The organism is Piscinibacter defluvii (assembly GCF_004011805.1).
In the GTDB taxonomy this organism is placed as follows: Bacteria; Pseudomonadota; Gammaproteobacteria; order Burkholderiales; family Burkholderiaceae_C; genus Piscinibacter; species Piscinibacter defluvii.
In genome coordinates this window covers 82,892-95,036 of record NZ_ML137199.1, presented here as the reverse complement: position 1 = coordinate 95,036, position 12,145 = coordinate 82,892, and the positions used below count along the sequence as shown (strand labels likewise).

The 12,145-nt window shown below is 69.7% G+C and carries 10 protein-coding genes and 1 pseudogene; 10 read left to right on the top strand and 1 reads right to left on the bottom strand.

All coding sequences use genetic code 11. The features are described 5' to 3' along the window. The first annotated feature begins 31 nt into the window (after positions 1-31). The 9 genes and pseudogenes from D9C15_RS07435 to D9C15_RS07395 all read left to right on the top strand — a co-directional run bounded on the left by D9C15_RS07435 (position 32) and on the right by D9C15_RS07395 (position 9,943). Positions 32-1,966, top strand: a pseudogene (locus D9C15_RS07435) (AMP-dependent synthetase/ligase). After that, entirely contained in the window at positions 1,966-2,751 is a 786-nt protein-coding gene (locus D9C15_RS07430; protein WP_127996814.1) for an ABC transporter ATP-binding protein, read from the top strand. Before D9C15_RS07435 ends, D9C15_RS07430 begins: the two are co-directional and overlap by 1 nt. A gap of 9 nt (positions 2,752-2,760) precedes the next feature. Continuing rightward, positions 2,761-3,690 carry a branched-chain amino acid ABC transporter permease gene (locus D9C15_RS07425; RefSeq protein ID WP_127996813.1) on the top strand — a complete coding sequence of 310 codons (930 nt, stop codon included), beginning with the start codon at positions 2,761-2,763 and terminating at the stop codon, positions 3,688-3,690. Between the two features lie 18 nt (positions 3,691-3,708). Continuing rightward, a complete protein-coding gene (locus tag D9C15_RS07420) occupies positions 3,709-4,773 on the top strand; it encodes a branched-chain amino acid ABC transporter permease (protein ID WP_127996812.1) in 1,065 nt (354 codons plus the stop codon). Positions 4,774-4,793: 20 nt separating this feature from the next. Continuing rightward, entirely contained in the window at positions 4,794-6,122 is a 1,329-nt protein-coding gene (locus D9C15_RS07415) for an ABC transporter substrate-binding protein (protein WP_127996811.1), read from the top strand. 103 nt (positions 6,123-6,225) lie between these two features. Further along, entirely contained in the window at positions 6,226-7,032 is an 807-nt protein-coding gene (locus tag D9C15_RS07410) for an ABC transporter ATP-binding protein (RefSeq protein ID WP_127996810.1), read from the top strand. Positions 7,033-7,042: 10 nt separating this feature from the next. Continuing rightward, positions 7,043-7,345: a hypothetical protein gene (locus D9C15_RS07405; protein ID WP_127996809.1), complete on the top strand. Its 303-nt coding sequence runs from the start codon at positions 7,043-7,045 to the stop codon at positions 7,343-7,345. Continuing rightward, positions 7,338-8,597, top strand: a complete 1,260-nt coding sequence (locus tag D9C15_RS07400; protein WP_127996808.1) for a phenylacetate--CoA ligase family protein — start codon at positions 7,338-7,340, stop codon at positions 8,595-8,597. Before D9C15_RS07405 ends, D9C15_RS07400 begins: the two co-directional genes overlap by 8 nt. Positions 8,598-8,686: 89 nt before the next feature. Further along, positions 8,687-9,943, top strand: a complete 1,257-nt coding sequence (locus D9C15_RS07395) for a hypothetical protein (protein WP_127996807.1) — start codon at positions 8,687-8,689, stop codon at positions 9,941-9,943. A 13-nt stretch (positions 9,944-9,956) separates the two neighbouring features. On the opposite strand, the gene D9C15_RS07390 is transcribed toward D9C15_RS07395, so the two are convergent. Beyond that, positions 9,957-11,258: a PQQ-dependent sugar dehydrogenase gene (locus D9C15_RS07390; protein WP_127996806.1), complete on the bottom strand. Its 1,302-nt coding sequence runs from the start codon at positions 11,256-11,258 to the stop codon at positions 9,957-9,959. A 91-nt stretch (positions 11,259-11,349) separates the two neighbouring features. Between D9C15_RS07390 and D9C15_RS07385 the strand changes: the two genes are divergently transcribed. After that, a complete protein-coding gene (locus D9C15_RS07385) occupies positions 11,350-12,144 on the top strand; it encodes a crotonase/enoyl-CoA hydratase family protein (protein WP_127996805.1) in 795 nt (264 codons plus the stop codon). The last annotated feature ends 1 nt before the right edge of the window (position 12,145 follow it).

The window sequence follows — 12,145 nt, the reverse complement described above, 5'->3', positions numbered from 1 at the left end:
CCAGAATGCCCGGCAACGCGAGGAGTCCCTGGTGCAGACCACCTTTCCCCGACTGCTGCTCGAGCATGCCCGCCAGCGCCCCGATGCGCCGGCGCTGCGCGAAAAGGTCTATGGCATCTGGCAGACCACGAGCTGGGCGCAGCTCGCGGTGCTGGTGCGCGAGATCGCCGGCGGCCTGGCCGCCGCGGGGCTCAAGCGCGACGACCACCTGGTGGTCGTGGGCGACAACCGGCCGCGCCTGGCCGCCACCATGCTCGCCACGCAGGCGCTCGGCGCGGTGCCGATCCCGCTCTACCAGGACGCGGTGGCGGCCGAGTTCGCCTACCCGATCAACAACGCCGAGGTCGCCTTCGCCGTGGTGGAGGACTAGGAGCAGGTCGACAAGCTGCTCGAGCTGCGCGCGCAGTGTCCGCAGCTGGCGCGGCTCTGGTACGACGACCCGCGCGGACTGCGCAACTACAGCGAACCCGGCCTCGACTCGCTCGACGCGCTGATCGAGCAGGGCCGCGCGTACGGCCAGGCGCACCCGGGCTTCTTCGAGGCCGAGCTGGCCAAGGCGCAGCCGCAGGACGTGGCGGCGATGTTCTTCACCTCCGGCACCACCGGCAACCCGAAGGGCGTGGTGCACACGCACTTCACGCTGCTCGACCGCGCCAAGGCCGGCGCCGACTTCGACAAGCTGACCGAGAAGGAAGAGGTGCTGGCCTACCTGCCGCCGGCCTGGATCGGCCAGAACATCTTCAGCTACGCGCAGTGGCTGGCCTGCGGCTACGTGGTGAACTGCCCCGAGTCCGCCGCGACGGTGACGATCGACCTGAAGGAGATCGGCCCGACCTACTACTTCGCGCCGCCGCGGGTCTTCGAGGGCCTGCTGACCAGCGTGATGATCCGCATGGAGGACGCCGGCGCGATCAAGCGCGCCCTGTTCCAGCACTACATGGCGCTGGCCCGGCGCATCGGCCCGGCGCTGATGGACGGTCAGCCGGTGGGCGCGCTCGACAAGCTGCGCTATGCGCTCGGCAACCTGCTGGTGTACGGCCCGCTGCGCAACACGCTCGGCTTCTCGCGCGTGCGCGTGGCCTACACCGCGGGCGAGGCGATCGGACCGGATCTCTTCACCTTCTACCGCTCGATCGGCATCAACCTGAAGCAGCTTTACGGCTCGACCGAGACCGCGGTGTTCGTCTGCCTGCAGCCCGATCACGAGGCGCGCGCCGACACGGTGGGCGTGCCGATCGCCGGCGTGGAGGTGAAGCTCACCGACAGCGGCGAGATCCTGATCAAGTCACCCGGCCTGCTGAAGGAGTACTACAAGAACCCGCAGGCGACCGCCGAGGTGCTGACGGCCGAGGGCTGGTACCACACCGGCGACGCCGGCTTCCTCGACGCCGGCGGCCACCTGAAGATCATCGACCGCGCCAAGGACGTGGGCAAGCTCGCCGGCGGCGCGCTGTTCGCGCCCAAGTACGTCGAGAACAAGCTCAAGTTCTTCCCGCACATCAAGGAGGCGGTGGCCTTCGGCGACCGGCGCGACAAGGTCTGCGCCTTCGTCAACATCGACTTCGAGGCCGTGGGCAACTGGGCCGAGAAGCGCAACCTGCCCTACGCCGGCTACACCGACCTGGCGGGCAAGCCGGAGGTGTACGAGCTGATCCGCGAGTGCGTCGAGAAGGTCAACGCCGACCTGGCGGCCGACGAGAAGCTGGCCGGCTGCCAGATCAGCCGCTTCCTGATCCTGCACAAGGAGCTCGACGCGGACGACGGCGAGCTGACCCGCACGCGCAAGGTGCGCCGCGGCCACATCGGCGAGAAGTACCAGGTGCTGGTGGATGCGCTGTACGGCGGCAAGGCCGAGCAGTTCATCGAGACGCAGGTCAAGTTCGAGGACGGGCGCACGGGCTCGGTCTCGGCGACGCTGAAGATCGTCGACACGAAGACCTTTCCCGCGATGAAGAGGGCGGCCTGATGGCGGAACGCAAGATCGGCGACGTCATCCTCGACGTGCGCAACATCAGCCTGCGCTTCGGGGGCGTGAAGGCGCTCACCGACATCAGCTTCGACGTGCGCGAGCACGAGGTGCGCGCGATCATCGGGCCGAACGGCGCCGGCAAGAGCTCGATGCTGAACTGCATCAACGGCGTCTACGCGCCGCAGGAAGGCCAGATCACGCTGCGGGGCCGGACCTTCCGCCACATGAACTCGCGCCAGGTGGCGGAATCGGGCATCGCACGCACCTTCCAGAACCTCGCGCTGTTCAAGGGCATGAGCGTGCTGGACAACATCATGACCGGCCGCAACCTGCGCATGAAGACCAACCTGTTCCAGCAGGCGATCCGCTTCGGCGCCGCCGAACGCGAGGAGATGGCGCACCGCGAGGTGGTCGAGAAGATCATCGACTTCCTCGAGATCCAGGCCTACCGCAAGACGCCGGTGGGCCGCCTGCCCTACGGCCTGCAGAAGCGCGTGGACCTCGGCCGGGCGCTGGCGATGGAGCCCAGCCTGCTGCTGCTGGACGAGCCGATGGCCGGCATGAACGTCGAGGAGAAGCAGGACATGTGCCGCTTCATCCTCGACGTCAACGACGAGTACGGCACCACCATCGTGCTGATCGAGCACGACATGGGGGTGGTGATGGACATCTCCGACCGCGTGGTCGTGCTCGACTACGGCAAGAAGATCGGCGACGGCACGCCGGGCGAGGTGCGCGCCAACCCCGACGTGATCAACGCCTACCTGGGCACCAGCCACTGAGGCGCGACGATGGGCTTCTTCCTCGAGACACTGATCGGCGGCCTGATGTCGGGCATGCTGTACTCGCTGATCGCACTGGGCTTCGTGCTGATCTTCAAGGCCAGCGGGGTGTTCAACTTCGCTCAGGGCGCGATGGTGCTGTTCGCGGCGCTGGCGATGGCGCGCTTCGCCGAGTGGATCCCCAAGGGGCTGGGGCTGGAGAGCAAGCTGGTGGCCAATCTGCTGGCCTTCGTCGCCGCGCTGGCGGTGATGGTGCTGGTGGCCTGGCTGATCGAGAAGCTGGTGCTCGGCCGGCTGGTCAACCAGGAGGGCATCACGCTGCTGATGGCCACCCTCGGCATCACCTACTTCCTCGACGGCTTCGGCCAGACCATCTTCGGCAGCGACATCTACAAGATCGACATCGGCCTGCCGAAGGACCCGCTGTTCCTGTTCGAGGGCACCTTCCAGGGCGGCGTGCTGGTCAACAAGGAAGACCTGTTCGCCGCCGGCATCGCCGCCGCGCTGGTGGCGCTGCTGAGCCTGTTCTTCCAGAAGACCGCCACCGGGCGCGCGCTGCGCGCGGTGGCCGACGACCACCAGGCCGCGCAGTCGATCGGCATCCCGCTGTCGCGCGTGTGGGTGATCGTCTGGAGCGTGGCGGGTTTCGTGGCACTGGTGGCCGGCATCATCTGGGGCAGCAAGCTGGGCGTGCAGTTCTCGCTGTCGGTGCTGGCGTTGAAGGGCCTGCCGGTGGTGATCCTCGGCGGGCTGACCTCGGTGCCGGGCGCCATCATCGGCGGGCTGATCCTGGGCATGGGCGAGAAGCTCTCCGAGGTGTTCCTCGGGCCGATGATCGGCGGCGGCATCGAGATCTGGTTCGGCTACGTGCTCGCACTCCTGTTCCTGCTGGTGCGTCCGCAGGGGCTGTTCGGCGAGAAGATCATCGATCGCGTCTGAGCGCAGAAGGACCAGAACATGCTCTACCGCGAGAACGGCCAGTTCAAGACCAGCTACCGCGCCGACCAGGCGGTGTTCCCGATCGCGCAGGACCGCGTCGCGATCTATGCGCTGCTGGCGATCGCGATCGTCGTCGTGCCGCTGGCCGCGCCCGAGTACCTGTTCCGCGCCATCCTGATCCCGTTCCTGATCCTGTCGCTCGCGGCGCTCGGGCTGAACATCCTGGTGGGCTATTGCGGGCAGATCTCGCTGGGCACCGGCGCCTTCATGGCGGTGGGCGCCTATGCGGCCTACAACTTCCAGGTGCGCATCGAGGGCATGCCGCTGATCGCCTCGCTGCTGCTGGGCGGCCTGTGCGCCACCGCGGTGGGCGTGCTGTTCGGCATCCCGTCGCTGCGCATCAAGGGCCTGTACCTCGCAGTGGCCACGCTGGCGGCGCAGTTCTTCGTCGACTGGGCCTTCCTGCGCATCAAGTGGTTCACCAACGACTCGGCCTCCGGTTCGGTCAGCGTCGCCGGCCTCAACGTGCTGGGCATGCCGATCGACACGCCGGTGCAGAAGTACCTGTTCTGCCTGGCCTTCCTGATCGTCTTCGCGCTGCTGGCCAAGAACCTGGTGCGCGGCCACATCGGGCGCGAGTGGATGGCGATCCGCGACATGGACGTGGCGGCCGCCGTGATCGGCATCCGCCCGGTCTACGCCAAGCTCACCGCGTTCGCGGTCAGCTCGTTCATCGTCGGCGTGGCCGGCGCGCTGTGGGGCTTCGTGCACCTGGGCTCGTGGGAGCCGGCCGCCTTCAACATCGACCGTTCGTTCCAGCTGCTCTTCATGGTCATCATCGGCGGGCTCGGCTCGATCATGGGCAGCTTCTTCGGCGCGGCCTTCATCGTCGTGCTGCCGATCGTGCTGGACAACCTGCCGTACTGGTTCGGCATCCCGATCGACACCGCGCTCGCCTCGCACCTGACCTTCATGATCTTCGGCGCGTTGATCGTTTTCTTCCTGATCGTCGAGCCGCACGGCCTGGCCCGGCTGTGGTCGATCGGCAAGGAAAAGCTCCGGCTCTGGCCCTTCCCTCACTGACACACCCCCTGGAGGCAGACATGAAGTTGAAGTCCCTTGCATCGGCCGCGCTCGTCGCGGCGGCCAGCCTGGCCGGCCTGAGCACGAGCAGCGCCTACGCGCAGGCGAAGGAGCAGTTCTTCCCGGTGCTCGTCTACCGCACCGGTGCCTACGCGCCCAACGGCATCCCGTTCGCGAACGGCTACGTCGACTACCTCAAGCTCGTCAACGCCAACGGCGGCATCAACGGCGTGAAGGTCACCTTCGAGGAATGCGAGACCGGCTACGCCACCGACAAGGGCGTGGAGTGCTACGAGCGCCTGAAGGGCCGCGGCGCGACGGTGTTCCAGCCGCTGTCCACCGGCATCACCTTCGCGCTGACCGAGAAGGCGCCGGGCGACAAGATCCCGCTGATCACCTCGGGCTACGGCCGCAGCGAGAGCGCCGACGGCGGTGTGTTCAAGTGGAACTTCCCGCTCGTGGGCACCTACTGGGTGGCGGCGGACATCCTGGTGCAGCACGTCGGCAAGAAGGAGGGCGGGCTCGACAAGCTCAAGGGCAAGAAGATCGCGCTCGTCTACCACGACAGCCCGTACGGCAAGGAGCCGATCCCGCTGCTGCAGGAGCGCGCCAAGATGCACGGCTTCGACGTGCAGCTGCTGCCGGTGACGCACCCGGGCGTCGAGCAGAAGGCGACCTGGCTGCAGATCCGCCAGACGCGGCCCGACTACGTGTTCCTGTGGGGCTGGGGCGTGATGAACTCGACGGCCATCAAGGAGGCCGTGGCCACCGGCTACCCGCGCGACAAGATGTACGGCGTCTGGTGGGCCGGCGCCGAGCCCGACGTGAAGGACGTCGGCGACGGCGCGAAGGGCTACAACGCGCTTGCGCTGCAGCACGGCGCCGAGCCGAACTCGAAGATCGTCAAGGAGGTGCTCGACAAGGTGCACGCCAAGGGCCAGGGCACCGGGCCGAAGGAGGAGGTCGGCCAGGTGCTCTACATGCGCGGCCTGTCGGCGGCGATGCTCGCGGTCGAGGGCGTGCGGCGTGCCCAGGAGCGTTTCGGCAAGGGCAAGGTGATGACCGGCGAGCAGGCGCGCTGGGGCTACGAGAACCTGGCGCTGGACCAGAAGAAGCTCGACGCACTCGGCTTCGCCGGCGTGATGCGGCCCGTGTCCACCTCGTGCGCCGACCACATGGGCGCCGCCTGGGCGCGGCTGCACACCTGGGACGGCACGAAGTGGAACTTCACCTCGGACTGGTACCAGGCCGACGAGTCCATCCTCAAGCCGATGGTGCGCACCGCGGCGGACAAGTACGCCTCCGAGAAGAAGCTGTCGCGCCGCACGCCGGAAGACTGCCAGTCCTGACACCCACCCCCCGGAGCGGCTCACGCCGCTCCCCCCTCGAGGGGGGCGCCGCTGGCGGACCGGCGGAGCCGGATCCGCGGCGGCTGCTTGAAGGCACCGAGACATGAGCCAGATTTTTCTGAACGTCAACGGCATCGAGGTGATCTACAACCACGTGATCCTCGTGCTCAAGGGCGTCTCGCTGCAGGTGCCGGAGGGGCGCATCGTCGCGCTGCTGGGCGGCAACGGCGCGGGCAAGACGACGACCTTGCGCGCCGTCTCGAACCTGCTGGCCGGCGAACGCGGCGAGGTCACCAAGGGCTCGGTCGAGCTGCGCGGCGAGCGCATCGAGAGGCTCTCGCCGGCGCAGATGGTCGAGCGCGGCGTGATCCAGGTGATGGAAGGCCGCCACTGCTTCGCGCACCTGACGATCGAGGAGAACCTGCTGACCGGCGCCTACACGCGCCGCGACGGCAAGGCGGCGGTGGCCGAGACGCTGGAGAAGGTCTACACCTACTTCCCGCGCCTGAAGACGCGCCGCACCAGCCAGGCCGCCTACACCTCCGGCGGCGAGCAGCAGATGTGCGCCATCGGCCGCGCGCTGATGGCCAACCCGAAGATGGTGCTGCTCGACGAACCCTCGATGGGCCTGGCCCCGCAGATCGTGCAGGAGGTGTTCGAGATCGTGAAGGACCTGAACCAGCGCGAGAAGGTCACCTTCCTGCTGGCCGAGCAGAACACCAACATCGCGCTGAAGTACGCGGACTACGGTTACATCCTCGAGAACGGCCGCATCGTGATGGACGGCGAGGCGAAGGCGCTGCGCGAGAACGAGGACGTGAAGGAGTTCTACCTCGGCATGGGCGGCGCGGACCGCAAGAGCTTCCGCGACGTCAAGAGCTACAAGCGGCGCAAGCGGTGGCTGGCCTGAAGGAACGACCATGAGCGAGGAGTCCTGGGGCTTCGCCGCCCCGCCCTTCAAGCCCGACGAAGCGCTGCAGCGCGCCCGGCGCGACCTGCGCGAACTCGGGCTGACGGAGCGCGCGGGCCGCTTCGAGCGCGCCGGCGTGGCGATCGCCATGCTGGCGGTCGAGGGCGACGTGCTGAAGGCCGCGGTCGTGAGGCGACCGAGCCGCAACAGCCCCGAATGGACCGAGAAGACGCTGCGCGACGCCGCCGCGCTGCGCGACTTCGTGGCCGACCTGAAGAAGAAGCTGGCCGGATGGAGCGACCGGGATGAGTGACTTCCTCGACGCGCTCGAGACCCGCCCGCCCGAGGCGCGCGAGGCCGCGCTGCTGGCGGCGCTGCCGGCGCACCTGGCGCAGGCGCAGCGCAGCGCGGCCTTCGGCGCGCTGCTGGCGGGAGTGGATGCCGCCGCCATCACCTCGCGCGCCGCACTGGCCGCCTTGCCCGTGCTGCGCAAGCACGAACTGTTCGAGCGGCAGAAGGCCGGCCGCGCGCAGGACCCGTTCGGCGGCTTCGCCACCATTGGCTGGAACGGCCTGCGCGCGCCAAGCGGCGCGCGCCGCGTGTTCCAGTCGCCCGGGCCGATCTACGAACCCGAGGGCGAGGCGCCCGACTACTGGCGCATCGCCCGCGCGATGCATGCCGCCGGCTTCCGCGCCGGCGAGCTGGTGCACAACAGCTTCAGCTACCACCTGACGCCGGCCGGCTCGATGATGGAGACGGGTGCCCACGCGCTGGGCTGCACGGTGTTCGCCGGCGGCACCGGCAACACCGAGCTGCAGCTGCAGGCGATGCAGGATCTGCGGCCACACGCCTACGCGGGCACACCGAGCTTCCTGCGCATCCTGGTCGAGAAGGCGGCCGAGCTGGGCATGGCGCTGCCCTGGCTGAGCAAGGCCCTGCTCAGCGGCGAGGCCTTCCCGCCCTCGCTGCGCGACTGGCTGGCCGAGCGCGGCGTGCAGGGCTACCAGTGTTACGCCACGGCCGACGCCGGCCTGATCGCCTACGAGACTGCGGCCCGCGAGGGCCTGGTGCTCGACGAGGCGGTGATCCTCGAGATCGTGCGCCCCGGCACCGGCGACCCGGTGCCCGAGGGCGATGTCGGCGAGGTCGTCGTCACCGTGCTCAACCCCGACTACCCGCTGGTGCGCTTCGGCACCGGCGACCTCTCGGCGGTGCTGCCGGGCCGCTGCCCGAGCGGCCGCACCAACACCCGCATCAAGGGCTGGATGGGGCGCGCCGACCAGACCGCCAAGGTGCGCGGCATGTTCGTGCACCCGAGCCAGGTGGCCGAGGTGGTGAAGCGCCATCCCGAGGTGCAGCGCGCCCGGCTGGTGGTGGCCGGCGAGATGGCCAACGACACGATGACGCTGCACGTCGAGGTGCCCGGCGCCCCGGAGGGCCTGGCCGAGCGACTCGCCGCCAGCGTGCGCGACGTGACCAAGCTGCGCGCCGACGTGGTGCTCGCCGCGCCGGGCAGCCTGCCCAACGACGGCAAGGTGATCGAGGACGCGCGCAGCTACAAGTGAGTGACCCCGCCCCCCTGTAACGGGGGCATAACGTCGCTGCGGCCATGCTTCTCCCCGGGCAACAATCTTCTGCCACGGGGGAACCGACCATGAGCCTGCTGCAAGAGCTGAAACTGCGCCCGCCGAAGACGCGCGCCGCGACCGACAAGTCCGCCATCGCCGACGCGCAGGCGCGGCTGGCGGGGTTCGTCGCCGACGTGAAGTCGCTGATCGGCGAGCAGCATCCGGCCGGCACCGAACTGCGCGCGCTGGCCCAGTCGGCCGGCGCCGACGCCAAGGCCGGGCTGTGGGACGAGGTGATGAAGAAGGTCGAGCTCGGCAAGAAGAAGGTCGAGGCGGCCAGGAAGTCCGTCGAGCAGGCCCTGAAACCGGTCAAGGACGCGAAGAAGGTCGTCGACCAGGACTTCGGCTCGGACACCCCGACCGACGGCGCCGTCGACCCCGGCGCGGCCGAGCAAAGTCTGAAGGACTTCGCCGACGACGTGAAGTCCACGTCGGCGAAGCTCAGGAAGGCGCAGTCGCTGCTGTCCAAGCTCAAGGGCGAGTCCGACACGGCCAAGGCCCTGGGCAAGACAGCCGATGCGCTCGGCGACGTGGCCAAGGGTCTGGACAAGGCTTCGAAACACGCCGACCAGGCCCTGGCCGTGGCCGCGGCGGCGCGCAAGCTCGAGGAGTGCCGGCGGGTGCTGGCGCGTGTCGACGCGGTGGACTTCACCGACCAGAGCCGGCGCGTCGAGAACGCCAAGGCCATGGGGGACCTGGCCAAGCTGTTCGGCGAGCTCGGCGCCGACGCCACCAAGGAGGTGCCGGCGCTCAAGGGCTACTTCGAGTTCGTCTCGCGCGCCGGCGAGATCTGGGTGCCGATCGCGAAGATGACGGACCGCCGCGTCAAGGAGTGGGAAGACGCCGCCGACGGCCGCGAGAAGCCGGCGCCGCAGCCCGAGGCGAAGTCGATCGCCGCCGACACCTCGCGCGTGATCACCTTCGAGCAGATCCCGGACTTCATCGAGGAGATGTGGGCCATCTTCGACCGCTCCGGCGAGACCCGCGACGCCCGCCGCGTGCGCGACCTGGCCGGCGACTACCGGGAGCAGCACGACAAGCTGGTGGAACTGCGCGAGAAGGCGCGCGGCCTGAAGGCGCAGGCGCTGCACGAGTTCGCCGAGCTGACCACGCTCGAGCTGCCGGGCGAGAAGTTCCTGCAGCAGGACCTGGCGCGCCACTGGACGGCTGCGCACGACATCGCCGTGACCCTGCGCGACGAGATGGAACGCTGGAACTGGATCGGCGTGACCTTCATCCCGATGGTGCGGGCGCTGGAGGCGATCCGGCCCAAGAAGGCCTGAGAACCGGCGTCTGTCAGGCCCCCGTCACCCGCCAGACCACGTCGCCCACGTCGTCGGCCACCAGCAGCGCACCGTCCGGCCCGATGGCCACGCCGACCGGGCGGCCGTAGGACACGCTCTCGTCCGGCGCCAGGAAGCCGGAGAGGATGTCGCGCGGCGGCCCGGCCGGCCGGCCGTTCGCGAACGGCACGTGCACCACCTTGTAGCCACTGAGCGTGCTGCGGTTCCACGAGCCGTGCTGGCCGATCACCATGCCCTCGCCGTAGCCGGGCAGCGTGCCGGCCGGCAGCCAGCACAGGCCGAGCGAGGCGGTGTGGCCGCCCAGCGCGTAGTCGGGCTGCAGCGCCGTGGCCACGAGCGCGGCGTCCTGCGGCACGCGGTCGTCGACGGTCCGGCCCCAGTAGCAGTACGGCCAGCCGTAGAAGCCGCCCTCGCGCACCGAGGTCAGGTAGTCGGGCGGCGTCTCGTCGCCCAGGCCGTCGCGTTCGTTCACCACGGTCCACAGCGCGCCGGTCACCGGCTCCCAGGCCAGGCCGACCGGGTTGCGCAGGCCGGCGGCGAAGATGCGGCTGCTGCCGCGCGCGAGGTCGATCTCGACGATGCAGGCGCGGCCCTCCTCCGCGTCCATGCCGCGCTCGCCGATGTTCGACAGCGAGCCGACGCCGACGTACAGACGCAGGCCGTCGCGGCTGGCCAGCAGGCTGCGCGTCCAGTGCCCGCCCGGCTTGTGGGTCGACAGGCGCCGGCCCGCGCCGGCGAGTCTGGTCGCCCCCGGCTGGTAGGCGTAGGCCAGCACGCCGTCGGTGTGGCCGACGTAGAAGGTGTCGCCGACCAGCGCCATGCCGAAGGGCTGGCGCAGGTTCTCGAGGAAGGTGTCGCGGACATCGGCGACGCCGTCGTGGTCCGCGTCGCGCAGCAGCGTGATGCGGTTCGGGCTCGGCCCGATGGCCGCGGCGCGGCGCAGCGTGGCCACCATCGCACGGTCGAACAGCGAGCGCGGCGGATCGGGCTCGAACAGCGCCTCGGCCACGGTCACGTCGCCGTTGGGCAGCACGTGGATCCAGCGCGGGTGCTTCAGCCCGGTCGCGAAGGCATTGACCTTCAGGCCCGGCGCCGCCACGGGCCGCTGACCGGTCGCCCAGCCCCGCGCCGTGGGCATCTTCAGGGTCGGCAGGCTGCCCTGCGGGCGCCCCGCGGGGATCACCGGCGTCGTGCCGACGGCCATCGCCGGCGTGCCGTGCTGCAGGCGCCGCCAGCGCCGCGCCGCATCGCCGACCACCGCCACCACCTGCGCGAACAGCCCTGCCTCGCCCATGCCTGCCTCCCTCTGCGTCCGGGAGCGAATTCTGACGCGCGGCCGCGGGCGGCGCCTTTACGCTGACCATATCGTTAGCTACACTAACGATATGCCACGCGACGAACTTCCCGACGCCGACCCGCTGGTCCTGGCGCGCCACGACGGCCCGGTGGCCGTGCTCGAACTGAACCGCCCTGCCAAGCGCAACGCGATCAGCCTGGCGATGGTGCGCGAGCTCGACCGCTGCATCGCCATGCTGCCCGACGACGTGAAGGCGGTCGTGCTGGCCGCGCGCGGCGAGCACTTCAGCGCCGGGCTCGACCTGTCGGAGATCCCCGAGATGTCCGCCGCGCAGGGCGTGCACCACTCGCACGCCTGGTACCAGGTGTTCGAGCGGCTGCAGTTCGGCCGCGTGCCGGTGGTCGCGGTGCTGCAGGGTGCCGTGGTCGGTGGCGGGCTCGAGCTGGCCGCCTGCGCGCACGTGCGTGTGGCCGAGTCCAGCGCCTACTTCGGGCTGCCCGAGGGCCAGCGCGGCATCTTCCTCGGCGGCGGCGGCTCGGTGCGGGTGTCCAAGCTGATCGGCTTCTCGCGCGTCACCGAGATGATGCTGACCGGCCACGTGTACGACGCCGACGAGGCCTTCCGCATCGGCCTGACGCACTACACCGTGGCCCCGGGCGAAGGGCTCGCCAAGGCGCTGGCGCTCGCGCAGCGCATCGCCGGCAACGCCCCGATGTCGAACTTCGCGATCATGCGCGCGCTGCCGCTGATCGCCGAGCAGCCGATGAGCCACGGGCTGATGACCGAGTCGCTGATCGCGGCGATCAGCCAGTCCGAGCCGGAGGCGAAGGAACGGGTCGAGGCCTTCCTCGCCAAGCGCGCCGCGAAGGTGCAGCGCAGCTGAC